A 25878-nucleotide genomic window follows, 5' to 3' on the forward strand; every position below is an offset into this window, starting at 1 on the left:
TAAGTCCGATCTACGATCCCGAAACATGGAGGACATAAGCCGGGAATCGGCTGATAATCCCCGAGTGGGCATCATCGGGACCGGCTTCATGGGCCGCGTGCACACCCGGTCCGCCCGCCTCGCAGGCGCCACGATCGTCGGCGTCGCAGGGTCCAGGCCCGACAGGTCGCAGGGCCCCTACCGCTCGGCGGACGAGCTGATCGAGTCCGGCGCGATCGACCTGGTCCACATCTGCACGCCCAACCACCTGCACGCGCCGCTCACGCTCAAGGCCATCGCCGCGGGCTTGGCGGTCATCTGCGAGAAGCCCCTGGCCACCGACGGGGAGACCGCCGCGCTCATGGCCGCCCGCGCCAACGAGGCAGGTCTGGTGGCCACGGTCCCGTTCGTCTACCGCTTCCACGCGATGGTCCGCGAGGCCAGGCAGCGCGTCGCGCGCGGCGACGTCGGCAGGGTCACCCTCATCCACGGCAGCTACCTGCAGGACTGGCTGCTGCGCCCCGAGGACGACAACTGGCGGGTCGACCCGGAGCTCGGCGGGCCCAGCCGTACGTTCGCCGACATCGGCTCGCACTGGTGCGACCTGGCCGAGTTCGTCACCGGCGAGCGCATCGGCGCGGTGTCCGCGCAGACGGGCGTCGTCCAGCGGGAGCGCGCGGGCCACGCCCCGGTGCTGACCGAGGACGTGGTCACCGTCCAGTTCCGTACGGCAGGCGGCGCGCTAGGCTCCGTCACGACCAGCCAGGTCTCGCCGGGCCGGAAGAACCGGCTCTTCCTCGAGGTCGCGGGCACCGAGCAGAGCCTCGCCTTCGACCAGGAGCAGCCGGAGAAGCTCTGGGTCGGCAGGCGCGAGGCGTCCATGGCGCTGGTGCGCGATCCCGGGACGCTGACCGCCGAGGCGCTGCCGTACTCGCCGCTGCCCTCGGGACACCCGCAGGGCTACCACGAGTGCTTCGACGCCTTCGTCGCCGACAGCTACGCCGCGCTGCGCGGCGAGCGCCGCGACGGCCTGCCCACCTTCGACGACGGCGCCCGCGCCGCCCGCGTCTGCGACGCGGTGCTCGCCTCCGCCGCCTCAGGGGGGTGGGTCGAGTGCTGAGCATGACCGGCATCGGCAAGAGCTTCCTCGGCGTGCGGGTGCTGTCGGAGGTGGACCTGGCCGTCGAGGCGGGACAGGTGCACGCCGTCGTCGGCGAGAACGGCGCGGGCAAGTCCACGCTCATGAAGATCCTCGCGGGGGTGCACACGCCCGACACGGGGACGATCGCCATCGACGGGCGGCAGGTCTCCTTCAGCCACCCGCTCGACGCCCAGCGGGCGGGGGTGGCGATCATCTATCAGGAGTTCACGCTGCTGCCCGAGCGCAGCGTCGCGGAGAACGTCTTCCTCGGCAGGGAGCCCCTGCGCCGCGGCCTGGTGGACAGGGCCGCGATGGACGGCGCGACCGCCGCGCTCCTGTCCGAGCTCGGCGAGGACTCCTTCGGCCCCCGCGACCCCGTCAAGCGCCTGTCGGTCGCGCAGCAGCAGGTCGTCGAGATCGTCAAGGCGCTCTCGCTCGACGCGCGCATCGTGGTGATGGACGAGCCGACGGCCGCGCTCGCCGACCACGAGGTGGAGCTGCTGTACCGGCTGGTCAGGCGATTACAGGAGCGCGGCATCGCGGTGGTGTACATCTCGCACCGCCTGCGCGAGGTCTTCGACCTGGCCGGACGGGTCACCGTCCTGAAGGACGGCCGCCTGGTCAGCACGGTCGCCACCGCCGAGGTCACCCCCGACGACCTGGTCCGCCTGATGGTGGGCCGCGACCTGGGCACCTACTTCCCTCCCCTCGCCACCTCGACGGGGGAGGTACGGCTGAGCGTCACCGGTGGCGGCAATGCCCGCCTGTCGGACATCTCGCTGGAACTGCGCGCGGGCGAGATCGTCGGCATCGCGGGCCTGCAGGGCTCGGGCCGCTCCTCCCTGGCCAAGGCGCTGTTCGGCGCCGCGCCGTTCACCACAGGCACCATGACCCCCGTCAGGCCCCGCTCGGTCCGCGAGGCCGTCGCCGCGGGCATCGGGCTCGTCACCGAGGACCGCAAGGCCGAGGGCCTGGCCCTGCGCCAGTCGGTCCGCGACAACGCGCTGCTCGTGGCGCGCGCGATCGGCCGCCCCGGCGCCTCGGTGCGCGACCTGCTCGACCGGGTACGGCTCTCGCCGCCCCGCCCCTCGCAGGAGGTGCGCTACCTGTCGGGCGGCAACCAGCAGAAGGTCGTCCTCGCCAAGTGGATGACGCTCGCCCCCGACGTCCTGCTCTTCGACGAGCCGACCCGCGGGGTCGACGTCGGGGCCAAGGCCGCGATCCACGACCTCATGCGGGAACTGGCCGAGGACGGCACGGCAATCATGATGATCTCCTCCGAGTTACCCGAACTGATCGGGATGAGCGACCGCGTCATCGTCCTGCGCGACGGGCGCATCGCGGGGACCCTGCCCGCGGGCTCGTCGGAGGAGGCCGTCATGCTGCTGGCCGCGAGCGAGGAGGCGGCATGAACGACGCGCCCCCATCCGAGATCACGACCCCCGCGGAGGCGGCCCCTCCCGCCGCCCGCCGCGCCGGCGCCACCCGACACCCGTGGGCGAACCTCGGCTCCACCCAGGTCGTCTTCCTCGCGCTCCTGGTCACCATCGTGGTCGGCTGGATCCTCGTCGCCATCGACGGCGGGAACCTGCTCACTCTGGAGACGGTCGTCGGCGTCCAGCAGCGCAGCGCCGCCCTCGGCATCGTCGCCGTAGGCCAGACGCTGGCCATCCTCGCGGGCTCGCTCGACCTGTCCGTCGCCTACCTCATCAGCCTCGCCTCCCTGGTCGCCGCCGAGATCATGCAGGCGGGCAGCGTCCCGGGAGCCGTCGCCGCCGTCATCGCCGTCAGCGCGCTCGTGGGCCTGGTCAACGGGGTGGTGATCACCAAGCTCAGGGTCCACGCCTTCATCGCCACCCTCGGCGTCGCCCTCGTCATCAAGGGCGTCCTCGACCACCTCTACGACGGCCCGGCCGGGCGCGTCCCCGAATCCTTCCAGCACCTCGGCTACGACCGCGTCGGCCCGATCCCCGTCTCCGCGATGCTGTGGGCGGCCGTGGCCCTGACCGCGTGGTTCCTGCTCAGCAGGACCAGGTACGGCTACCGCGTCCACGCCGTCGGCGGCGACCCCGACGTGGCCCGCCTGTCCGGCGTGCGCACCGACAGGGTGATCATCCTCACGCACGTCCTGTGCTCGCTGTGCGCGGGCATCGCGGGCCTGCTGCTGGCCAGCAGACTCGGCGCGGGCGTCCCCACCGTGGGCACCGACGGCGGCTACGACCTGGAGTCGATCGCCGCGGTCGTCCTCGGCGGCACCGCGCTGGCGGGCGGCAGAGGCGGTGTGGCGGGCACCGTCGGCGGCGTCCTGCTGCTGGCCGTCCTCGACAGCGTCTTCAACCAGCTCGAGGTCAACTCCTTCTTCAAGGACGTCGTCCGCGGCGTGGTCATCGTGGTCGCCGTGGCCGTCTACGCCAGGAAGAGGAGCACCTCATGAAGCGCGCCCTGCCGATCTTCGCGGTCCTGGCCGTGCTGCTGGCCGCGATCGCGCTGGCCAACCCGTTCTTCCTCGAACCCGCCGGCTTCCTGGCCTTCGTCAAGCGGGCCGCGCCGCTGGTGATCCTGGCGGCGGGGCAGTACTTCGTGATCGTCTCCGGCGAGTTCGACCTGTCGGTCGGGTCGCTGGTGACCGTCGAGGTGGTGGTCGCGGCCCGGCTGATCGACGGGAACGAGGACGCCACCTGGCCGGTCCTCGCCCTGGTGGTCGTCATCGGCCTGCTGGTCGGGCTGGTCAACGGGGCGGTGACCACGTTGCTGCGGGTGCCCTCGTTCATCACCACGCTCGGCATGATGCTCGTCCTGTCGGGCGCGGTTTTCCTGTGGACCGGCGGCGCACCGCGCGGCGCGCTCTCGCACGCCTTCAGGGTCTTCGGGCGCGACACGCTGTGGTCGGTGCTGATCCTCGCGTCCGTGGGCGTCGCGGCGGTCCTGCTCATGCGCGCCGACTTCGGCCGCACGCTCATCGCGACGGGCGACAACGAGCGCGCCGCCGCGCTGTCGGGCGTCAGGGTCACCAGGGTCAGGATCGTCGCCTTCGCCATCTCGGGGCTGGCCGCGGCGGTCGCGGGCATCCTGCTCGGCGGCTTCGCGGGCGTGTCGGCGCAGGTCGGCCAGGGCCTGGAGTTCTCCGCCATCACCGCGGTCGTCCTCGGCGGCGTGGTGCTCGGCGGCGGCAGGGGATCGGTCGTGGCCGCCATGGCGGGGGCGCTCACCTTGGAGGCCCTGTTCACACTGCTCAACCTGTACGGGATCTCGGGGGCGCTGGAGTTCACCGTGCAGGGCGTCATCATCATCGCCGCCGTCGCGGCGGGAGCCGTACGGCTGCCTTTCTCCCTCACCCCCCGCAAGTCCAAAGGAGACGCACATGCCGCGTCATAAGCCCCTCCTCCTCACGGCGACGGCGGCGCTCGCGCTGCTCGTCGCGGGCTGCACCAGCGACAAGCCGACGGACACGACCACGGCCGCCGCATCGGCGGCGCCCGCCTCCTCCGCTCCCGCGTCCGAAGCCGCGGCGGCCGGGACCGGCGAGCAGTCCACGTTCTTCGTCCAGTCCGACTACGACGCCCAGCTCGGCATGCGCGCCAAGAGCGCGCAGGGCCCCGCGGACAAGCCGTGGGAGCAGGCCATCGACCCGCAGATGGTCAGCACCACCCAGTACAAGAAGGACGGCGGCTACCACCTGTGCTTCTCCAACGCGGCGGTCAACAACCCGTGGCGGCAGGTCGGATGGAAGAGCATGCAGGCCGAGGTGGCGCTGCACAAGGAGATCACCACGTTCACGGCGCTGGACGCCGAGGGCAAGGACGACAAGCAGATCTCCGACATCGCCGAACTGACGGGCAAGGGCTGTGACGCGCTGATCGTCTCGCCGAACACCACCGCCACCCTCACCCCCGCGGTGAAGGCGGCCTGCGGCAAGCTCCCGGTGATCGTCTTCGACAGGGGAGTGGAGACCGACTGCCCCGTCACCATGATCAACCCGATCGGCGGCTACGCCTTCGGCGCCGACGGGGCCGAGTTCCTCGTCGAGAAGGTGCCCGCGGGCGGCAAGATCCTCGCCCTGCGCATCCTGCCGGGCGTCGACGTGCTGGAGACCCGCTGGTCAGCGGCCAAGGTGACCTTCGACAAGAGCCGGCTCAAGGTCGTCGGCGTCGAGTTCACCGACGGCGACGCGGCCAAGACCAAGAGCATCGTCAGCGACTACATCGCCCGCCACGGCAAGCTCGACGGCGTCTGGATGGACGCGGGAGCCACCGCCGTCGCCGCGGTCGAGGCCTTCGAGGACGCGGGAGTGCCCGTCCCCGCCATGGTCGGCGAGGACCAGCAGGACTTCCTGCAGAAATGGAAGCAGAACAACCTGACCGCCATCGCCCCCACCTACCCGACCTATCAGTGGCGCACCCCCGTCATCGCCGCCCTCAAGATCCTCAAGGGCCAGGAGGTGCCGAAGACGTGGAAGCTGCCCCAGCCGAAGATCACCGCTGACAACCTCGACACCTACCTGCAGCCGAACATGCCGCCGCTGCACTATGCGCTGTGCGGGTGCGAGAGCCTGCCCGGATTCCCCGAGACGTGGGGCGGCAAGAAGTGAACCTCGGGGTCAACACCTGGGTGTGGACCTCCCCGCTCACCGACCGAGAACTGGCGGCGCTCGCGCCCAAGGTCGCGGGCTGGGGGTTCGACGTCATCGAGCTGCCCGTCGAACGGCCGGGCGACTGGGACCCCGCGAGGGCGGCCGACCTGCTGGCCTCGCTCGGCCTCGCCGCCACCGTCGTGCTGGTGATGCCGCCAGGACGTGACCTCGTCGCCTCCGACACGGTCAAGGAGACCCAGGACTACCTCATGCACTGCATGGACGTGGCCGAGATCGTCGGCTCGCCCGTCATCGCGGGCCCCGCCTACAGCGCGGTCGGCCGTACCTGGAGGATGTCGGCCGACGAGCGCGTGGCCGCCTACGCCGAGCTGCGCGAGAACCTCAAGCCCGTCATCGACCACAGTCCGGTGCGGCTGGCCGTCGAACCGCTCAACCGCTACGAGACCAGCCTGCTCAACACCGTCGAGCAGGCGCTCGAAGCGCTGCCCGAGGGCGCCGGCCTGGCGCTCGACGTCTACCACCTGAACATCGAGGAGAAGGATCCCGCCGCGGCCGTCCACGCGGCCGCGGGCCGGATCGCGCACGTGCAGGTCTGCGGCACCGACCGGGGGACCCCCGGCCAGGACCGCTTCGACTGGCCGGCCTTCACGGCGGCCCTCCGCGCGGCCTCCTATGAGGGGCCGCTGGTCATCGAGTCCTTCACCGCCCACAACCAGACGATCGCCACCGCGGCCTCCATCTGGCGGCCGCTGGCGCCCAGCCAGGACGCTCTCGCCGTCGACGGGCTGGCCTTCCTCCGCACTCTCTGACTCTCCGCCCCCTGTCACCGGAGTCATCGCCATGCGTCGTGTTTTTGCTGCCCTGATCCTCCCCTTCCTGCTGTTGTTACCCGGTACGGCGAACGCCGCCACCGCCCGACACGAGCTCTTCCGCGCACTGCTGTTCACGAAGGCCGTCGGCTACGTTCACGGCTCCATCCCCGCCGGCATCCAGATGGTCAAGGACCTGGCCGCGGCCAACCACTTCGAGGTCGTGCAGACCGACGACTCCACGGTGTTCAACGACACCGACCTGGCCGGCTACGACGTGCTGATCATGCTGCAGAACTCCGGCATGGTCTGGGAGAACGACGCCCAGCGCCAGGCCGTGCAGAAGTACGTCCGCTCGGGCAAGGGCGTCGTCGCCGTCCACAACGCGCTCGACATGGGCATCGAGAACGACTTCCCCTGGTGGGACGACCTGGTCAACGGCGGCGCGCACATGCCCGCCCACTCGCCCGGCGTGCTGCAGGGCACCGCCAAGGTCACCGACAGGGTCCACCCCTCGACCAAGAACCTGCCACTGCGCTGGGAGCGGCCCGAGGAGTGGTACAACTTCTCGCCCAACCCGCGCGGCAACGTGCACGTGCTGGTGTCGGCCGACGAGAAGACCTACAACCCCGGACCCTCCGCGATGGGCCCCGATCATCCCATCTCCTGGTGCCGCAACTCCGAGGGCGGCAAGGTGTGGGCGACCGCCATGGGCCACGACACGGCCGCCTACACCGAGGCCGCCTTCCGCGAGCACGTCCTCGGCGGCATCACCTGGGCCGCCGGCGCCGAGGCAGGCGACTGCGGCGGCACGGTGAACAGCAGCTTCGAGAAGGTCACCCTCGACGACAACACCGCCGACCCGATGGAGCTCGACGTCGCCGCCGACGGCCGCGTCTTCTACGTGCAGCGCAAGGGCGAGATCAAGATCTTCAAGCCCGCCACGCACGCCACCGTCACCGCGGCCACGCTCGACGTCTACACCGGCGGCGAGGACGGCCTGGTCGGCATGGAGCTCGACCCGGCCTTCGCGCAGAACGGCTGGATCTACCTCTACTACTCGCCCGCCTCCAGCGCCGAGGACGTCAACAGGCTCTCCCGCTTCACCGTGACGGGCGACAGCATCGACCTGGCGTCGGAGAAGAAGATCCTCGACGTGCCCGCCTACCGGCAGCGCACCTACCCTGAGCCTGGACACACCGGCGGCGCCGTGGAGTTCGGACCCGACGGCACCCTCTACCTCAGCACCGGTGACGACGTGCCGCCCAACCTGTCGCCCGACTGGCAGGGCTACGCGCCGATCGACTGGCGCCCGGGCCAGCACATGCTCGACGCCGCGCGCACCGCGGGCAACACCAACGACCTGCGCGGCAAGATCCTGCGGATCAAGCCGAAGGCCGACGGCGGCTACGACATCCCCTCCGGCAACCTGTTCGCGCAGGGAACGGCCAAGACCAGGCCGGAGATCTTCGCGATGGGCTTCCGCAACCCGTTCCGCTTCACCGTCGACCAGAAGACCGGCTACGTGCACGCCTCCGACTACGGCCCCGACCGGGGCGGGCCGACCACCGACCGCGGGCCCGAGGGGCTGGTCGAGTACAACGTCATCAAGAAGGCGGGCAACTACGGCTGGCCGTTCTGTCACGGCGACAACCAGCCCTACGCGCCCTACAACCCCGACACCAAGGTCGTCGGGCCCAAGTTCGACTGCGCCCACCCCGTCAACGACTCGCCGAACAACACCGGGCTGACCGAGCTGCCGCCCATCGAGCCGCCCGTCATGTGGTACGGCTACGGCACCTCGCCGTCCTTCCCCGAGCTCGGCTCCGGCGGCTCCGCCCCGATGAGCGGCCCCGTCTACCGCTACGACGCGGGCTCCACCTCCACCACGAAGTTCCCCGCCTACTTCGACGGCAAGAGCTTCTTCTACGAGTGGTCGCGCCACTACGTGAAGACCCTCCACCTCGACGACCAGGACAAGCTCCTCAAGATCGACCCGTTCCTCGGCGCGTTCGTCAAGCCGATGGACATGACGTTCGGCCGCGACGGCTCGCTCTACCTGCTCGAATGGGGCAGCTCGTTCGGCGGCGGCAACAACGACTCGGGCCTGTACCGGATCGACTACTCCGCCGGCGCCCGGGCCCCCATCGCCAAGATCACCACCTCGCGCACCGACGGCCCTGCCCCGCTGAGCGTGGAGTTCGACAGCGCGGGCAGCTTCGATCCCGACGGCGACCCGATCGACTTCTCGTGGGACTTCGACGGCGACGGCACCTTCGACTCGACCGAGGCGAAGGCCACGCACGTCTACGCGGCCAAGGGGCAGTACACCGCCCAGCTCAAGGTCAAGGACTCCACCGGCAAGGAAGGCTTCTCCAACGTCGTCATCACGGCGGGCAACAGCAAGCCGGTGGTGACCGTCGAGGCGCCGATCGACGGCAGCACGATCGAGTTCGGCCAGGACGTGCCGTACAAGATCAAGGTGACCGATCCCGAGGACGGCACGATCGACTGCGCCAAGGTCTTCGTCAACCCCGCGCTCGGCCACGACGACCACGAGCACGAGACCGTCGAGATCCCCGGCTGTCAGGGCACCATCTCCACCAGCGACATCGGCGGCCACCCCGCGGGAGCCAACCTCTACTACGTCATCAACGCCCACTACACCGACAAGGGCGACGACCCGCTCACCGGCTACGCCAAGGTCGTCCTGCAGCCGAAGAGGAAGCAGGCCGAGTACTTCAAGACGTCGTCGGGCGTCAGGGTGATCGACCAGGCGGGCGCGGAGAGCGGCAAGCGCATCGGCGACATCAGCGACAACGACTGGATCGCCTTCACGCCGCTCGACCTCAACGGCGTCACGTCCGTCGCCTTCCGGGTCTCCAGCCCGTACGGCGGAGGCGCCATCGAGTTGCGCGCCGACTCTCCCACCGGCACGCTCCTGGCCTCCGCCCCCGTCCAGAACACCGGCGGCTGGGACACCTACCAGATGACCAGCGCCGTCCCCGTGAAGAACGACGTGCGCACCAGGACCGTCTACGCCGTCTTCAAGAACAGCCGCAACAACGGCTTCGACCTGGACGCCGTCCAGTTCGCCGGCGAGGACGCCGGCGGCGGGCTCGAGCCCGGCGTCTACACCGTGACCGCCCGGCACAGCGGCAAGAACGTCACGCCGGCGTCCCTGCTCGACGACGCCAAGATCGTCCAGCTCGGCGCGAACCAGGGTGACGAGCAGAAGTGGGAGGCGCTCCCGGCCACGGCAGGCGGCTACCAGCTCAAGAACGTCAAGAGCGGCAAGTGCCTCGACGTGCCAGGAGGCTCGACGGCGACGGGCACCCAGCTCGTCCAGTGGACCTGCCATCCCGACGGCGCGGCCCACCAGCTCCACCAGCGCTTCTTCATCACCGCCTCAGGCGACGACCACATCATCACGGCCGCGGCCAGCGGCCTGTGCGTCGACGTCAACGGCGTCTCCCAGGCCGACAACGCCGCCGTGATCCAGTGGACCTGCGTCAACGCCCCCAACCAGCGCTTCCGCTTCACCCCCGTCGCGGGAGCCGACAAGACGCCGCCGGTGACCACCGCCAAGGCCGCGCAGCCGAACGCGGCGGGCTGGCACACCACGAGCCCCGTCGAGGTCACTCTCACCGCCAAGGACGAGGCGTCGGAGGTCGCCGCCACAGAGTGGCGCCTCGACGGCGGAACCTGGACGCCCTACACCGAGCCCGTCCTGGTCAGCGGCGACGGCACCAGGAAGGTGGAGTTCCGCTCGCGTGACGGCGCGGGCAACGTGGAGGAGCCCAAGTCGCTCGACCTCAAGCTCGACACCACCGCGCCCGTGACCACCGCCGCCTTCGCCCCGCCCAACGCCGAGGGCTGGAACGACGGCGACATCCCCGTCCTGCTGTCCGCCGCCGACGCCACCTCGGGGGTGTCGAAGACGGAGTACTCCCTCGACCAGGGCGCCTGGACGGCCTACGCGAACCGGCCCGTGGTCGTCAGCGGCGACGGACCGCACGAGCTGCGCTACCGCTCGGCCGACACCGCGGGCACCACCGAACAGGAGAAGGCCGCCGTACTCAAGATCGACGGCACCAAGCCCACGCTCATGGTCTCGGGGGTCTCCGACGGCGAGGTGTACGGCGACGCCCAGGACCTGCGCATCACCTGGCAGGCCGTCGACACCACCTCGGGCGTCAAGACCACCTCCGGCACGCTGGACGGCGCGGCGCTCACGCCCGACTCGGTCGTGCCGCTGTTCCCGCAGACCCTGGCCCCACACACGGTCTCCGTCACGGCGGGGGACAACGCGGGCAACTCGATCAGCACCAGTGTCCGTTACACGGTGACCACGTCGCTGCGGGACATGCAGAACCTCATCGACCGTTTCCGGGCGACGAGCTGGTTGACAGGCTCGGCGGCCCAGTCCCTCACCAGCGAGCTCACCAAGGCCCGCAAGGCGGAGGCGTCGGGCAAGGACGCCAAGGCCATCAGGCACCTGGCGGCCCTCAAGACCCTGGTGGCCGATGCCCGCCTGGTGCCCAGGGCCGACGTCCGCCAGGTCCTGACCAGAGACGCCGACAAGGTCATCTCAACCCTGAACTGACCCGTCGGAAATGAGGGAGCCCCCCGGACCTGCTGGGTCCGGGGGGCGTCTGACGTTCGGTCACGACAGGGTAATGAACACTTTCTGTCGTCGACAAATCACCTCACGTCATATTTTCTGAGATACATAAGACAGTGCTAATCTCGCATACCAAGCAAGCGCTCGATCGCACGGAGGTGGCGGGTGGGTCGCACGGCCGTTCTGGTGATGGAGATGCAGAGGGGCGTCGTCGGCGATATCGCGAAATTTCCGGATCTGGTGGCTGTGTGCGACAAACGCGAGGTCATCCCCAACGCCGCCCACGTGCTGAGAGGCGCGAGGGCCAACGGCATCCCGGTGATCCACTGCACGGCCGCCTTCCGCGCCGACCGGGCGGGCTCGCACACGAGTAACACCCCCTTCCTCGCCCACCTGCTGAAAGATCCCGCCCACATGCTCGAAGGCGCTCCGGCCGTCGAGGTTCTTCCCGAGCTGTGGGAGCCGGGCGACCTGGAGAGCCGGCGCTTCCACGGGTTCTCGCCGTTCACCGGCACCAGCCTGGACATGACGCTGCGCTCACTCGGCGTGACGCGAGTGGTCGCGGTGGGCGTCTCGCTGAACCTCGGCATCCAGGGCCTGGCCATCGAGGCGGTCGCGCTCGGCTACCGGGTCACGGTCGTCACCGACGCCGTCGCCGGCATCCCCGAGGACTACGCGCAAGCCGTACTCGACCACACGATCAGCCTGCTGGCGGCCAGGGTGACGGCCGCGCGGGTCTGGGAGGGCGTCGGATGATGGAGGGGCTGCGGCTGGACGGCAGGACGGCGGTGGTGACAGGGGGCGCGGGCGCGATCGGGGCGGCGATCTGCGCGGACCTGGCCGCCCTCGGCGCCCGAGTGGTGGTCGCGGACGTGAACGAGGAGGGTGCGGCCGAGGTGGCCGGAACCCTGCCCGCGGGATCCGGTACGGCACGCCGCGTCGACCTCGCGGACCCCGCGTCCATCGAGGCGTTCTGCGCGCATGCCGGCCCCGTCGACATCCTGGTCAACAACGCGGGCGTCTCGATCGTCGAGCCGTTCACCGAGGGCGACCCCGCCCACTGGGACCTCATGTGGCTGGTCAACCTGCGGGCGCCCATGCTCATGACGAAGTTCCTGCTGCCTGGCATGGTCGGGCGCGGCTGGGGCCGGCTGGTGTTCGTCTCCTCCGACGGGGCGCGAGCGGGCTCGGGAGGCGAGGGCGCCTACGCCGCGACGAAGGCGGGCCTGTTCGGCCTGGCCAAGACGCTGGCGAGGGAGGCGGCCAGGGGCCGGGTGACCTCCAACGTGGTCTGCCCTGGCCCGACGGACACCCCGATGCTGCGCAGGGTGGACGCCGAGAAGCCCGGACTGGTCGACAAGATCGCGAAAGCCATCCCGCTGCGCAGGCTGGGCGTGCCCGAGGACGTCGCGGGCCTGGTGGCGTACCTATGCACCGACAGGGCGGCCTACGTCACCGGGCAGACGCTGTCGGTCAGCGGCGGGGTGACGATGCATTGAGCTCAGAGCGCGTCGTAGACCGCGGCGGTCAGCTCCCACGCGGGCGTGGTCGCGGCGAAGGCGGTGGAGAGCCTGTTCATGGTGTAGGCGATGGCCACCCCGCGCTCGGGGTCACCGAGGCCGAGGAAGCCGCCCATGCCCGTGTGCCCGAACGCCGAGGGGGCGAAGGGGGCGAAACTCTCCGAGGAGGTCATGAAGCCGAGGCCGAACGAGGTGCCGATGTGGAGCACCTGGTCGTGGCCGCCGACCCTGGGCCTGACGGCGTCGCTCAGCGTGTCGGGCCGCAGGATCTCGCCCGCGATCAGCGCGCGGTAGAAGCCGGCCAGCGCTCTCGCGGTGGTCACCAGGCCCATGGCGGGCCAGCCCGCGCGCAGGATGTCGGGGTGGTTGGCGCCGCCCTTGAGCCGGTGCACGCCGGGGTTGCCGAGCGCCCTGTTCATGGTGCTGTACGGGTCACGGGCGGCCTGCTCGGCGGCCGTGAGCGGAGCGGCCGACCCGCCCGAGGCGCCGGTGGGCGGAGCGGTCGACGCGCCATCCGAGGCGGCCGCCTCGGGCGGGTCGCCCGCCGACAGCCTGGCGACCCTCGGGAGGACCTCGTCGGGTGCGCCCAGCCACATGTCGAGACCGAGCGGCCCGGCGATCTCGGCCGCCACCAGCTCGGCCACCGACTTGCCCGTGACCCTGCGCACCACCTCACCGATCAGGAAACCGTAGGTCAGCGCGTGGTAGCCATGGGCGGTGCCCGGCTCCCACAGCGGCGACTGGCCGGCCAGCCTGGCGGCGATCGCGGCGTGGTCGCCGTACTCCTCGACGGGAACCCGCTCCTCGATCACCGGCAGTCCGGCCTGGTGGGTGAGCAGGTGCTCGACGGTGACCGACGCGGTGGAGAACTCGGGCCACACCTCCTTCACGGGCGTCGAGAGGGCGAGCAGGCCCCGCTCCACCAGCAGCAGCGCCACGGTCGCCGTGACCGCCTTGGTGCAGGAGTAGGAGAGCACGGGGGTGTCCCGCTCCCACGGGCGTCCTGTGCGCCGGTCGGCGATCCCGCCCCACAGGTCCGCCACCAGCTCCCCTCCCACGTGGACGGTGAAAGCCGCGCCGAGCGCGGTGTGCCGCGCGAACACCTCGTCGAGCCGCATGGACGATTCTCCTCAAGGAAGGAAGCGCTTGCTTGGTAGCCGAGCCTAACAACTGGGGCCGCTTCGGCCCAGACGACCAGCGCGGCACGCTGAACCTCCTCACCCCCGAGGTGGTGCTGCGGGCCCTGGCCAGCGCCAGGACGGGGAGGGTGCTCAGCCTGTCGCTGCCGATCAGGGGCGCCACGTCCTCGCCCGCCCCCACCACCGTCCCGCACCTGCGCGGCCGCCCGCTGCCCCAGCACTTCATGTCCGTGGACGGCGGCGACTACGCCGCGGGCGCCAGGGCGATCGGCGCGGGCCTGCGCATGGCCGACGACGCGCTGGTCGTCACCCACCACGGCACCACCACGCACATGGACGCGCTCTGCCACATGTGGGAGGGCGAGGAGCTCTACAACGGGCACCCGTCGGGAAGGGTCCGCTCGTACGGCGCGACCCGCTGCGGCATCGAGCACGTCGGCGGCGTCGTGGCGCGCGGGGTCCTGTTCGACGTCCCCGGTCACCTCGGCATGGCGCACCTGCCCGCCGACTTCAGGATCGAGGCCGCGCTGCTGGAGGAGATCAATCCCGACGTACGGCAGGGCGACGTGCCGGTGATCCGTACGGGCTGGCCGCTGACCTGGCCCGACACCTACTGGACCGGACAGCCGGGCCTGTCGTCCGGCGCGGGCCGCTGGCTGGCCGAGCGCGACGTCGCCGCAGTGGCCAGCGACAACGCCGCCATCGGCGGACTGAACGCCGACCAGCTCGCCGACGAGGGCCTGGAGGACGACCTGCACCTCATCCTGCTGCACCGGCATGGCATCCACCTGGTCGAGATGCTGTGGCTGGAGGAGCTGGCCGCGGCGGGCCCCGCGGACTTCGTCCTCGTCGTGGCCCCGCTGAAGATCGAGGGCGGCACCGGCAGCCCGGTCAACCCGCTGGCGATCCTGTGAGGTCGAGGGCGGCCGGCAGCCGGGTCAGCCCGCCGGCGATCCTGTGAGGTCGAGGACGCGCAGGGCCTGCGCGGCGGTGTCGCGCAACCTGGCGGGATCGTTCGACCCCTTGCCGACCAGGCGCAGCCCCTGCAACACGGTGAGCAGGAACCTGGCGAGCGAGCGAGGGTCCTGGCCCTCGTCCAGCTCGCCCTGTTCGCGGGCCCTGGTCAGCGCGGAGGCGAGCGTGGTCTCGATGAAGTCCCAGTTTGACTCCACCCGCCCCGCCAGCTCCTGGTCGTGGGGGGCCAGCTCGACGGCGGTGTTGACGACCAGGCAGCCGCGGTGGTCCTTGTCGTGCGCGGCCTCGTCGGCGAACCTCATGACCAGATCCCGTACGGCGGGCAGCGCGGGTCCAGGGGCCGACAGCAGCCCCTCGAAGTCGATCCCCTGCTCGAGGTAGCGGTCGTAGGCGCGCAGGTAGAGCTCCCGCTTGCCGCCGAACGTCGCGTAGATGCTCGCCCTGCCGATGCCGAGGTGCTGGACCAGGTCGGACATGGAGGTCGCCTCGTAGCCCCGCCGCCAGAACAGCTCCATCGCCTTCTGCAGCGCCTGGTCGGGATCGAACTCCTTGGTCCTGGCCATGCGTCCGAAGCTAAGCCTTTCTGGAACGAGCTGTCAAATATCAGCTGTACTCCTGGAAGCGCGGCCACGCCGCCCTCCAAGGCATCCTGAGCCCCCTGCACACGAGGACCGGCAGGCCGCGGAACTCGTTGTCCACGCCCGCCGCGTTGTCGACCCTGCCGCGCTCCACGCAGGTCTGGAAGACCGTCTCCAGGCCCCTGCGCGGGTACTTCACCGCCACTGCCACGTCGGCGCTCTCGGGCGGCGGGCCGTACGCGTAGAGCTGGTTGTGGCCGCTGTAGACGGGCGGCAGGCCGCCCGCCAGGTGCAGCGCGCCCGCCTCGCCGTAGCTGCCGGCCAGGATCACCGCCCTGGCCCGCTCCTCGGGCGTCAGCGTCCTTACGGCCGAGCCGACCGCCGCGGTGAACTCCGGCCAGCCGATCGACTCCCTGGCCACCTCGTTGACCCGCGGGACAGGCGTCATCCCCACCAGGGAGACCGGGATCAGCGGCAGGGCGATGATCGCGCAGAACGCGCCGTTGACCGCCAGCGCGGGCCCGAGCCCCTGCGTGACGCCCGCGCAGAACAGCAGGATGATCAGCCCCGCCGTGTAGTCGAACCTGCCGCCGCTGATCAGCGTCAGCGCCGCCGCGACCGGGTAGGCGACGGCCAGGCAGCGCAGTCGCTCGTCGCGCCACAGCCGCAGCCAGCCGCGCGCCGCGACGAAGGCCACCACGGGGCCGAACAGCACGATCTGCATCGGCACGAAGAGCGCGCGCATCTCGGCGCCCTTGTCCGCGCTGAGCGCGGCCGCCATCTCCAGTTGCGGCCAGCCGTTCGTCGCCTGGAAGATCAGGTTGGGCGCGGCGATCAGCACCGCGAGCGCGGCGCCCGCCCACAGCCACGGATCGCGCAGGATCCTGCGCGGGCCCACGGCGAGCACGCCCACGGCCAACCCGATGACCAGCAGCGAGATCAGATGCTTGTTGTAGGTGGCCGCGCCGATGGCCGCGCCCGCCGCCGGCCACCAGCGCCCGTCGCCCCTGCGCAGCACCCGCAGCACGAAGAGGATGGCCGCTGACCACAGCGGCATGTCGGCGCCGAGCGTCAGCAGCGAGTGGCCCGCGATCAGCGTGAACGCGCCGGTGCCGATGCCGGCGGCGGCCAGTACCTGGGCCTTCCTGTCGCCGCCCAGCTCCCTGGTGATCAGTCCGACCATGAGGATCAGCACCGCCGCGCACAGCACGGCGGGGATCCTGAGCCCCGTCAGCGTGTCGCCGAACAGCGCGATCGACACCTTGGCGAGCATCGGGGTGAGCGGCGGCTGATCGACGTAGCCCCACGCGGGGTGCTCGGCCAGGAAGCGGAAGTACAGCTCATCGCGGTGGTAGCCGTACAGCGGGCTGAGGGCGAGCAGGAGCGCCGACAGGAGGGCGGCGACGACGGCGAGTGGCCGCCAGGCTAAGGAGGGCACATCCGATCAAGGTAGCCCTCGGCGCTGCCTCTCGGCCACCGTCTTGAAGACGCGCTTGAACGCGGCGTAGGCCTCCGCGCCGACGGCCTCGGCGTGCCTCCGCTCGATGTCGGCCACGATCGCGTCCGACTTGGCCATCTGGTCGAGACCGAGGTCGGTCGGGACGACCAGTTTGGCTCTGCGGTCGCGGGGGTCGGGCTCCCTGCGCACGTAACCCAGCTCGACCAGCTCGTCCACCAGCGTGCCGATGACCTGCTTGTGCTGGCCCGACTGCTGGGCCAGGTCGGTGGCCCTGCTGCCCGCCTCGTCGAGGTAGGCCATGACCGCGCCGTGGCGTGGGCGCAGCGCTGGATGGCCCTGTTCGGCCAGCGCGCCGAACAGCTCTTTCTGGAGGGAGAACAGCACCTGACCTGCCATGACGCCCAGATCGGGGTCGGCCTGCTTGCGTTCGGCGCGGTTCAACGAGCCTCCTTTAGTCATAAATCTTGACGGTCAATTTCTCTTACTATATCGTGCTTCTCATGACGATTCTCATCACCGGTGCGACCGGTACGGTGTCCACGGCTGTGCTCCGCTCTCTCTCCAACAAGCAGGATCTCAGGGTCCTCGTGCGCGATCCCTCGAAGGCCCCCTCTGATGTCGAGGTGGTGGTCGGCGACCTTGACCAGCCGAAGACCCTGGTCGAGGCTTTCCGTGGTGTCGAGACGCTGTGGCTGCTGACCGCGATGGGCCCCCAGGCGCCCCACGCGAGCATGAACGCGGTGTGGGCGGCCAGGGAGGCGGGCGTGAACCACGTGGTCAGGATGTCGGCGATCGGCGCAGGCCATGACGCGCCGACGCGCAACGGCAGGTTGCACGCCCTGTCCGACAACGAGCTGAAGGCGTCGGGGCTCGAGTGGACGATCGTCAAGCCGGCCTTCTTCATGCAGAACCTGTTCGGCTCGGTCAACGGCGACACCATGTACGGCATGCTCGGTGGCGAGGGCAGGGTGGGCCTGATCGACGTGCGCGACATCGGCGACTTCGGCGCCGCGGTGCTGACCGACCCCAAGGCCCACGCGGGCAGGACCTACACGATCACGGGGCCGGAGAGCATCTCCCTGCACACGGCGGCCGCCAGCCTCGGCGCGAGCTACCAGCCCGTCTCCGAGCAGGCCGCGTTCGACGCGATGATCGGCGCGGGCATGCGGGAGTGGGACGCGGCGGTCAGCCTGGAGTACGGCAGGGCGTACTCGGCGGGGTGGGGCGACTACACCACGCCCGACTTCGCCGAGGTCGTCGGACGGCCCGCGCGGTCGTTCGCCGAGTTCGCCAAGGACCACGAGTCCAGCCTCCGCGCCTCCTGAACCCGCGGGAGCCGGGCTTCCGGCGCCGGGGGTTCAGGTTCCCGGGTAGTTGCCGCCGCCGTGGGCGGCGTCCAGGGCGGCGTAGTCGGGGGTGAAGCCCCTTTTCGGGATGGACTCCACGAAGTCGACGTGCCGGGGCTTCTTGTAGCTCGCCAGCAGTCCCCTGACGTGCTCGATCAGCTCCTCCGCCGACGCCTCGCCCTTCAGCGCCACCACCGCCTTCACCGCCTGGTGCCACCGGGAGTCAGGAACCCCGATCACCGCGGCGTCGGCCACCGCGGGATGAGCCTTGAGCGCCCGCTCCACCTCGGCGGGGTAGACGTTCTCGTTGCCCGACTTGATCATTCGCAGCTTGGGGCCGATGAACGTGATCGTGCCGTCGGGCTCGCGTCTGCCCAGGTCGCCGGTGTGATGCCAGCCGTACAGTGATTTCTGGGCATTAAGCTCCGGCCGGGCGAAATATCCGGAAAAGAGAGATTTGCCTCTGGCGCAGATCTCGCCCACCTCGCCTGACGGCGCCTCGCTCCCGTCGGCGGCCAGGATGCGCACCTGGACGAGCGGGGAAGGGCGGCCCGCGAATCCCGCCGCGCCCGGCGCGAGGCCGAGGAAGGTGAGCATGCCGCCCACCTCGGTCTGTCCGTATCCGCCCATCTTCGACCTGCACCACGGCGAGTCGTCGGGAGTGGTCATCTCGTCCCACTCCGCCGAGTGCGAGACGAACCGCAGCGACGACAGGTCGTACTTGCGCTCCGCGTTCGCCGCCACCACGGCGTCGATCATCTGCCCGAACAGGAACGCCTGCGTCACCTTCTCCGCGTCGACCAGGCGGCACACCTCCTCGGCGTCGAAGGAGGGCGTGAAGACGTTCGTCCCGCCGATCTGCAGCGTGGCCAGGCAGAACATCATCGTGCCCACGTGGAAGAGCGGCCCGTTGTTCAGGAACGTGAAGCCGGACTCCATCTGCCTGACCACCAGCAGCGACGTGCTGTGCGCGAGCAACGCGGCGCTGCTGAGCAACGCCGCGTTCGGGCGGCCGTCGAAGGCGGCGGTGTAGAGGGCGAGGACGGGGGCCGTGTCGTCGAGCGCGGGGAACTCGGCGGCGCTCCCCTCCTCGACGAGCGCTGCGTAGTCCTCCACCCACGCCTCGGTCGCCAGCGGCGCGGCCGCCTCGGACCGTTCCCACACCACCACCGCGGGCGAGAGGTCCTCGACGACGAAGCGCAGCTCGTCGGTGGACTGGCGCCAGTTGGCCGGGCAGAAGATCGCCCCGAGGCGGGAGCAGGCCAGCAGCAGTTCCAGTACGGCGTGCGAGTTCTGGCCGAGCCACAGCACCCGCTCGCCCGCCGTCACGCCCCTGCCGGCCAGCGCCCCGGCCAGGCGGGTGACCCTGGCGTCCAGCTCGGGATAGCCGAGCCGTACCTCGCCGTCGACCACCGCCGTCACCTGCGGGCGGCTGCGCGCGTGCTCGGACAGGACGTCGGAGAGTGTCAGCGAGTGGATCATCAAGTCTCCTGGAACGCGGGTATCACCTCGGTCGCGAAGAACCGCATGACCTTCTTCATCTCCTCCAGCGGCATCGGGCGCGTGCTGCCGAAGTCGCACAGCACGGTGGAGTACCCGGCCGCCTTCAGCACGCCGATCTGCTCGATCACCCGCGCGGGATCGCCGATGACCTCCAGCTGCTCCCAGCGGAAGTCGTTCGACACCGAGCCGCCCTTGAGATAGCGGTCCTGGTAGTACTCGAAGCCCTGCGCGGCCCTGCCCGTCTTCGGGTCGATGGGCGCGCTGCGCTCGTTGAAGATGCGCGACCGGTCGAAGGCCGCCTCGAATCGCGCCTGGTCCTCGCGGGCCTGCTCGACGGTCGGCGCCACGTAGACGCTCCGCGCGACGACCAGGTCGGCCTCGACGGCTCCCGCGGACTCGCGCCAGGTCTCCGCCGCCTTCACGACCTTGCGGAACGTCGCGGCGGGGTCGGCCAGGATCGGCAGGCCGCGCTCGCCGTACATGGTGACCGTCTCGGGGGAGACGGCGGCGACGTGGATCGGCGGGTACGGCGCCTGCAACGGCCTGGGCGTCAGTGAGACCTCGCCCGTCCGGTAGAACTTGCCCTCGTGCTGGAAGGACTCCTGGGTCCACAGGCCCAGGACGACCTCCAGCGCCTCGTTGAAGCGGTCGCGCGCCTCGGCCAGGTCGATCCCGAAGCCCTCGAACTCGAAGCTCTGGTAGCCGCGGCCGATCCCCAGGTCGAGCCTGCCGCCTGACAGGACGTCGACGAGGGCGGCCTCCTCGGCGACGTGGACGGGGTTGTGCAGGGGGAGGACGACGATGCCGGTGCCCAGGCGGATCCGCTCGGTGCGGGCGGCGGCGTGGGCCAGCAGCGTGAACAGGTTCGGGACCACGCCGTAGTCGCGGAAGTGGTGCTCGGCCAGCCGTACGCCGTCGAAGCCCAGCTCCTCGGCCAGCTCGATGAGCTCCAGGTGATAGTCGTAGACGTCCTTGAAGCTCTGCCCGTCGAACCGGTGGAAGAGGTGGAACGTGGAGAACTTCATGCGTCTGCCCTTCGGCCGGTAAACCAAGCGCTCGCTTGGGAGAGCGTACCAGCTTCGGGCCCGCGAATGAACGACTCCGGATCAGAGCTTGCGCGCCACCCCGCCGAGCAGGTAGTCGCCCACGCCCTGCATCGGCGCCAGCTCGGCAACGTCGGGGCGCCACTCCGCCACGTTCACCAGCCCCGGCTCGACCAGCTCCAGGCCATCGAAGAGCGGCGTTATCTCCGCCCGGTCACGCAGCCTGATGCCCGAGGTGGCCAGGTCGTAGACGGAGGCGATGTCCTCCGACTCAGCGGGACGGTTGGGGCAGGCGTGCGAGAGCACCAGGTGGCTTCCCTGAGCCATCCGCTCCTTCAGCCTGCCGAGGATGCGCTCCGGCTTGTCGGAGTCCTGGACGAAGTGGAGCACCGCCACGACCATGATGGCGATCGGCTCGTCGAAGTCGAGCAGCCCGCGGGCCTCGTCGCTGTCGAGGATCGCCTCGGGCAGGCGCAGGTCGCCCTGCGCGACGGCGACTCTCTCCGTGCCCGACAGGATGGCCCTGGCGTGTGTGAGCACGATCGGGTCGTTGTCCACGTACAGCACGCGCGCGTCAGGCCCCGCGACCTCGTGCACGTTTCCCTGCGTCGGCAGGCCCGTGCCGACGTCCAGGAACTGCCTGACGCCCTGCTCGGCCAGGTACCGCACGGCGCGCTGCATGAACGCCCTGTTCTCCCTGGCCGCCTGCCGGGTCTCGGGGACGACGGCGAGCACCTTCTCCGCGGCCTCCCTGTCGGAGCGGAAGTTGTCCTTGCCGCCGAGGTAGTAGTCGTACATGCGGGCCACGCTGGGAATGTGCGGGTTGATGCCGGGGGGAGCCTCGTCCATGAAATGTGATCATAGGACAGTGAAAGTCACTCTGCCGGGCCTGCGTGCCGTCGATCACGAGTTCACCGTCCCGCTCGACCACGCGGACCCGGACGGCCCCACCATCACGGTCTTCGCCCGCGAGATCGCCGACCCCGCCCGCGCGGACCTGCCATGGGCCCTGTTCCTGCAGGGCGGCCCCGGCGGCAGGTCTCCGAGGCCGACGGGCCCGGCGCACTTCGCCCACATCATGAAGACCCACCGCGTCCTGCTCCTCGACCAGCGCGGCACCGGCCGCAGCACGCCGGTCGTCGCCCCGGCCTCGCCGGGGGAGCCCGAGGACCTGGCCGCCTACCTCACGCACTTCCGCGCGGATGCCATCGTCGCCGACTGCGAGCACATCCGCGCCTCGCTTGGCGTCGACCAGTGGGAGACCTGGGGGCAGAGCTACGGCGGCTTCGTGACCCTCACCTACCTGTCGCAGGCGCCGTCCGCGCTCAGGGCCTGCCACATCACCGGCGGCCTCCCTGGACTCGACGCGACCGCGGACGACGTCTACACCCGCACCTACGCGCGGGTGCGCGACAAGGTCACCCGCTACTACCAGCGCTTCCCGGGCGACGCCGAGAAGGTCCGGCGGATCGCCGCGCACCTGGACGAGTCGGAGGTGCTGCTGCCCGACGGCGACCGCCTCACCTCGAGACGCTTCGGGACGCTCGGCATGGGCCTCGGCACCCGGGACGGGGCAGCCTCGCTGCACTGGCTGCTCGACGACGCGTGGGCGGGCGGCAGGCTGTCCGACGCGTTCCTGTACGAGGTCATGACGGCCACGGGCTTCGTGGGGAACCCGCTGTACGCGGTCCTGCACGAGGCGATCTACGCACAGGGAGCCGCGACCTCGTGGGCCGCCGCCAGGGTCATGCCGGAGGACTTCGCCGCCCCCGAGATGCTCACCGGCGAGATGATCTACCCGTGGATGTTCGACGAGATCCGCTCGCTGCGGCCGTTCAAGGAGGCGGCGGAGCGGCTCGCGGCCCACTCCGGCTGGCCCGCCCTCTACGACCCGGTACGGCTGGCCGCCAACCAGGTGCCTGTGGCCGCCGCCGTGTACCACGACGACATGTACGTCGACGCCGCCCTGTCGCTGGAGACGGCAGGCCGGGTGGCCAACACGCGCGCGTGGGTGACCAACGAGTTCGAGCACGACGGGTTCAGGGTCGCCGCCGACCGCGTCGTGCCCCGACTCATGGACATGATCGCCGGACGCTGCTAGGCGGGGATCTCCCGCAACGGGAGCCGTACCTCGAACCAGGTGTCGCCGGGCACCGACCGCACCTTCAGCTCGCCGTTGTGACGGCCCGCCACGATCCGGTAGGAGATGTCCAGCCCGAGCCCGGTGCCCTTCCCCACGCTCTTGGTGGTGAAGAACGGCTCGAAGATGCGCTCCTTGATCTCGTCGGCCACGCCAGGACCCGTGTCGCCGATCTCGATGATCGCCTCGTCCTCGTCGTGGGCGGTGCGGATGGTGAGCGTGCCCTCCTGGCCCATCGCGTCGAGCGCGTTGTGGATCAGGTTCGTCCACACCTGGTTGAGCTCGCCGCCGTAGGCGGGGATCGGCGGCAGCGTCCTGTCGTAGTCGGTGACCACGGTCACCTCAGGGGGGATCTTCCCTCTGAAGATCGCCATCGTGCTGTCGAGCAGCTCGTGCACGTCGATCACGCTGTACGGCGCGCGGTCCATCTGGGAGTACTGCTTGGCCGAGGCGAGCAGCGAGCTGATCCGCTCGGTGGCCTCGGTCACCTCGCCCAGCATCTGCGAGATCTCCGTGGCCTCCGACAGCCACCGCAGCGCCGCGCCCGCGTGCTCGTCGCCCACCTTGGTGCGGATCTTGGCCAGCGTCTCGAGCGTGAACCCGGCGTTGACCAGCGAGGGCGCCAGCTCCCACGCGTCGTCGACACCCAGCTCCTCCAGCGCCTCACCCACGGTGTCCTCGGCGTCGGAGATCTCCATGGGGGTGCGAGGGGGGAGCGTGCCGACCGCCTGCGCGCAGGCGTCGGCCATCTCGATGAGGTGCAACAGCTTCTGTGGCGGTATCCCGTCGGCCGCCAGCCCGGCCAGCTGGATGCGCGAGGCCCTGATGAGCGTCCGCAGCTCGCTCACGGCCCGCACGGCCGCCGCCGCCGGGTTGTTCAGCTCGTGCGTGAGCCCTGCGGTGATCGTGCCGAGCGCGGTGAGCCGCTGGCGCCTGTCGATGATCTCGCGGGCCGCCCGCCCGCCGTACGTCATGCCCTCCAGCAGGTGGAAGGCCATCGGGAACCACTCGGTGACGATGTGGCCGAACTTCTTGGCCGGCAGCACGAACATCCTCGTGGGCGCGCAGACGCGCAGCGAGTGCTGGTAGACGTCGGGCGCGCGGTTGCCCAGGTAGGCCTGGACGGCCCCGGCGTAGACACCCGGCTGGGTGGTGCGCGGCTGGGAGACGGGCCCCGCGCTGGTGTCGGTCATCATCTGCACCTCGCCCTCGATGAGGACGAAGAAGTGCTCGGACGGCTCGCCCTGGCGCAGGGCGAACTCGTCCCTTTCGTAGGAACGGACCTCGCCCTTGGCAGCCAGCAGGGTCAGCTGCTCGTCGGTCAGCCGCTCGAAGAGGAACAGCTTGCGCAGTTCGTCTATGTCGATCATTGCTTCTCCATGTAGCGGTGCACCAGAGCCACGGCCATAGCGCCCTCGCCGACGGCGGAGGCGACCCTCTTGATCGAGTCCGCGCGGACGTCACCGGCGGCGAACACGCCGGGGACGTTGGTCTCCAGGAAGTACGGCTGCCGCCGCAGCGGCCAGTTACGCGGCCGCTCGCCGAACGCCACCAGGTCGGGCCCGGTGAGCACGAACCCCTTGGCGTCGCGCTCCAGACCGTCGCCCAGCCACGACGTGTACGGCTCCGCCCCGATGAAGACGAACAACCACTGCGCGTCGGCCGACCATTCGACGCCCTTCGTGGACAGCGTCAGCTGTTCGAGGTGGTCGTTTCCCGCGCCGCCGGCCACCTGGGTCTCGTAGTGGACCTCGATGTTGGGGATCGCCGCGATCTGCTCGATGAGGTAGTAGGACATGGACTTCTCCAAACCTTCACCCCTCACCAACAAATGGACCTTGCTGGCGAATCCCGCCAGGTAGACGGCCGCCTGCCCCGCCGAATTGGCCGCTCCGACGATGAACACCTCGCTGTCCTGGCAGGAGGGAGCCTCGGTGAGCGCGGCGCCGTAGAAGACGCCCCTGCCGACGAAGTCGTCGAGCCCAGGAGCCTCCAGCCTGCGATAGGTGACGCCGGTGGCGAGGATCACCGCGTGGGCGGCGATCTCCCCTCCGTCCCTGAAGCCGACCACCCTGGCCTGCCCCTTCGCCTCCAGGCTCACGACCTTGCGCGAGGTCAGCAGCTCCGCGCCGAACTTGAGCGCCTGCCTGCGCGCCCTGTCGGCCAGTTGCGCGCCGGAGACGCCGTCGGGGAAGCCCAGATAGTTCTCGATCCGCGAGCTCTGCCCCGCCTGGCCGCCCGAGGAGTACGCCTCGACCAGCACGGTGCGCAGCCCCTCCGAGGCGCCGTAGACGGCGGCGCCGAGGCCCGCGGGCCCGCCGCCGATCACGATGAGGTCGTAGAAGTCGGTCGACGGCGTCGTGGACAGGCCCACGGCCGAGGCCAGCGTCGACTGGTCGGGCGCCTGGAGCTGCTCGCCCTCCGCGGTGATCACCAGAGGGAGGTGGCAGTCGCTGCCCACGGCCGCGACCAGCTGCTGTCCCTCGGGATCCTCGGACAGCATCCACGTGTAGGGCACGTGGTTGCGGGACAGGAAGTCGCGCACCCGGTAGGAATGCGCCGACCAGCGGTCGCCCACCACCTGCAGCTCCGCCCTGACCTGCCGGTCGGTGCGCTGCCACGCGTCGAGCTGGCCGTCGATCACCGGGTAGAACTTCTCCTCCGGCGGGTCCCACGGCTTGAGCAGGTAGTGGTCGAGGTCGACCACGTTGATCGCCTGGATGGCGGCGTCGGTGTCGGCGTAGGCGGTCAGCAGCACCCTGCGCGCGAACGGGTACATGTCCATCGCGAGTTCGAGGAACTGCACGCCGTTCATCTGCGGCATCCGGTAGTCGGCCAGGATCGCCGCCACCTCGTCGCCCCGCAGGCGCATCTCGCGGACCGCCTCGATGCCCTGCTCGGCCGTTTCCGCGCGCACGATGCGGTACTGCTGGCCGTACTTCTTCCGAAGGTCGCGGGCGACAGCCCTCGACACGCCCGGGTCGTCGTCAACCGTCACGATGACCGGCTTGTCCATGCCCCCGTCCTTCCC

The 25878-nt window shown here is 70.4% G+C and carries 21 protein-coding genes; 12 read left to right on the top strand and 9 right to left on the bottom strand.

Annotated elements, in window-relative coordinates:
* Window positions 1–70 precede the first annotated feature (70 nt).
* From AB0B45_RS08110 to AB0B45_RS08150, 9 genes are all read left to right on the top strand, one after another.
* Window positions 71–1099: a Gfo/Idh/MocA family oxidoreductase gene (locus AB0B45_RS08110; RefSeq protein WP_358127564.1), complete on the top strand. Its 1029-nt coding sequence runs from the start codon at window positions 71–73 to the stop codon at window positions 1097–1099.
* A gap of 2 nt (window positions 1100–1101) precedes the next feature.
* Entirely contained in the window at window positions 1102–2532 is a 1431-nt protein-coding gene (locus AB0B45_RS08115; RefSeq protein ID WP_358127566.1) for a sugar ABC transporter ATP-binding protein, read from the top strand.
* On the top strand, window positions 2529–3554 hold the full coding sequence (locus tag AB0B45_RS08120) for an ABC transporter permease (protein WP_358127164.1): 1026 nt from the start codon (window positions 2529–2531) through the stop codon (window positions 3552–3554). The genes AB0B45_RS08115 and AB0B45_RS08120 overlap by 4 nt, the downstream gene beginning before the upstream one ends.
* Complete coding sequence (locus tag AB0B45_RS08125; protein WP_358127166.1) at window positions 3551–4495, top strand: ABC transporter permease; 945 nt, start codon at window positions 3551–3553, stop codon at window positions 4493–4495. Before AB0B45_RS08120 ends, AB0B45_RS08125 begins: the two co-directional genes overlap by 4 nt.
* Entirely contained in the window at window positions 4482–5708 is a 1227-nt protein-coding gene (locus AB0B45_RS08130) for a substrate-binding domain-containing protein (RefSeq protein ID WP_358127168.1), read from the top strand. Before AB0B45_RS08125 ends, AB0B45_RS08130 begins: the two co-directional genes overlap by 14 nt.
* Entirely contained in the window at window positions 5705–6520 is an 816-nt protein-coding gene (locus AB0B45_RS08135) for a sugar phosphate isomerase/epimerase family protein (RefSeq protein ID WP_358127171.1), read from the top strand. Before AB0B45_RS08130 ends, AB0B45_RS08135 begins: the two co-directional genes overlap by 4 nt.
* A 31-nt stretch (window positions 6521–6551) precedes the next feature.
* The gene (locus AB0B45_RS08140) at window positions 6552–11126 is read left to right on the top strand and encodes a ThuA domain-containing protein (RefSeq protein WP_358127174.1); all 4575 of its coding nucleotides are present in this window, start codon (window positions 6552–6554) and stop codon (window positions 11124–11126) included.
* 207 nt (window positions 11127–11333) lie between these two features.
* Window positions 11334–11900 (top strand): cysteine hydrolase, encoded by a 567-nt coding sequence (locus AB0B45_RS08145; RefSeq protein WP_358127177.1) that lies wholly within the window; start codon window positions 11334–11336, stop codon window positions 11898–11900.
* Window positions 11900–12643, top strand: a complete 744-nt coding sequence (locus AB0B45_RS08150; RefSeq protein ID WP_358127568.1) for an SDR family NAD(P)-dependent oxidoreductase — start codon at window positions 11900–11902, stop codon at window positions 12641–12643. The genes AB0B45_RS08145 and AB0B45_RS08150 overlap by 1 nt, the downstream gene beginning before the upstream one ends.
* A 2-nt stretch (window positions 12644–12645) precedes the next feature.
* Here the strand turns inward: AB0B45_RS08150 and AB0B45_RS08155 are convergent, their stop codons facing one another.
* Entirely contained in the window at window positions 12646–13782 is a 1137-nt protein-coding gene (locus AB0B45_RS08155; RefSeq protein ID WP_358127180.1) for a serine hydrolase domain-containing protein, read from the bottom strand.
* Window positions 13783–13814: 32 nt separating this feature from the next.
* Between AB0B45_RS08155 and AB0B45_RS08160 the strand changes: the two genes are divergently transcribed.
* A complete protein-coding gene (locus AB0B45_RS08160) occupies window positions 13815–14717 on the top strand; it encodes a cyclase family protein (RefSeq protein WP_358127183.1) in 903 nt (300 codons plus the stop codon).
* 24 nt (window positions 14718–14741) lie between these two features.
* Here AB0B45_RS08160 and AB0B45_RS08165 read toward each other — a convergent pair whose 3' ends face one another.
* Genes AB0B45_RS08165 through AB0B45_RS08175 form a run of 3 tightly spaced genes read right to left on the bottom strand, consistent with a single transcriptional unit; the run spans window position 14742 to window position 17256 of the window.
* On the bottom strand, window positions 14742–15341 hold the full coding sequence (locus AB0B45_RS08165; protein ID WP_358127186.1) for a TetR/AcrR family transcriptional regulator: 600 nt from the start codon (window positions 15339–15341) through the stop codon (window positions 14742–14744).
* Between the two features lie 40 nt (window positions 15342–15381).
* A complete protein-coding gene (locus tag AB0B45_RS08170) occupies window positions 15382–16794 on the bottom strand; it encodes a glycosyltransferase family 39 protein (protein ID WP_358127189.1) in 1413 nt (470 codons plus the stop codon).
* A 6-nt stretch (window positions 16795–16800) separates the two neighbouring features.
* Entirely contained in the window at window positions 16801–17256 is a 456-nt protein-coding gene (locus AB0B45_RS08175; protein ID WP_358127192.1) for a MarR family transcriptional regulator, read from the bottom strand.
* 59 nt (window positions 17257–17315) lie between these two features.
* On the opposite strand from AB0B45_RS08175, the gene AB0B45_RS08180 reads away from it, so the two are divergent.
* Window positions 17316–18140, top strand: coding sequence for an SDR family oxidoreductase (locus AB0B45_RS08180; RefSeq protein ID WP_358127195.1), 825 nt, complete (start codon window positions 17316–17318; stop codon window positions 18138–18140).
* 33 nt (window positions 18141–18173) lie between these two features.
* On the opposite strand, the gene AB0B45_RS08185 is transcribed toward AB0B45_RS08180, so the two are convergent.
* The 3 genes from AB0B45_RS08185 to AB0B45_RS08195 all read right to left on the bottom strand — a co-directional run bounded on the left by AB0B45_RS08185 (window position 18174) and on the right by AB0B45_RS08195 (window position 21556).
* Window positions 18174–19643, bottom strand: coding sequence for an AMP-binding protein (locus AB0B45_RS08185; protein ID WP_358127198.1), 1470 nt, complete (start codon window positions 19641–19643; stop codon window positions 18174–18176).
* Entirely contained in the window at window positions 19643–20689 is a 1047-nt protein-coding gene (locus AB0B45_RS08190) for an LLM class flavin-dependent oxidoreductase (protein WP_358127200.1), read from the bottom strand. Before AB0B45_RS08190 ends, AB0B45_RS08185 begins: the two co-directional genes overlap by 1 nt.
* 81 nt (window positions 20690–20770) lie before the next feature.
* Entirely contained in the window at window positions 20771–21556 is a 786-nt protein-coding gene (locus tag AB0B45_RS08195) for an SAM-dependent methyltransferase (protein WP_358127202.1), read from the bottom strand.
* Between the two features lie 19 nt (window positions 21557–21575).
* On the opposite strand from AB0B45_RS08195, the gene AB0B45_RS08200 reads away from it, so the two are divergent.
* Window positions 21576–22808, top strand: a complete 1233-nt coding sequence (locus tag AB0B45_RS08200) for an alpha/beta fold hydrolase (RefSeq protein WP_358127205.1) — start codon at window positions 21576–21578, stop codon at window positions 22806–22808.
* On the opposite strand, the gene AB0B45_RS08205 is transcribed toward AB0B45_RS08200, so the two are convergent.
* Window positions 22805–24217 (bottom strand): ATP-binding protein, encoded by a 1413-nt coding sequence (locus AB0B45_RS08205; protein ID WP_358127208.1) that lies wholly within the window; start codon window positions 24215–24217, stop codon window positions 22805–22807. The two genes, AB0B45_RS08200 and AB0B45_RS08205, sit on opposite strands and share 4 nt — an antisense overlap.
* Window positions 24214–25863, bottom strand: a complete 1650-nt coding sequence (locus tag AB0B45_RS08210) for an FAD-dependent oxidoreductase (protein ID WP_358127211.1) — start codon at window positions 25861–25863, stop codon at window positions 24214–24216. Before AB0B45_RS08210 ends, AB0B45_RS08205 begins: the two co-directional genes overlap by 4 nt.
* Window positions 25864–25878: the final 15 nt, after the last annotated feature.

The organism is Nonomuraea sp. NPDC049152 (assembly GCF_040648355.1).
Lineage (GTDB): Bacteria > Actinomycetota > Actinomycetes > Streptosporangiales > Streptosporangiaceae > Nonomuraea.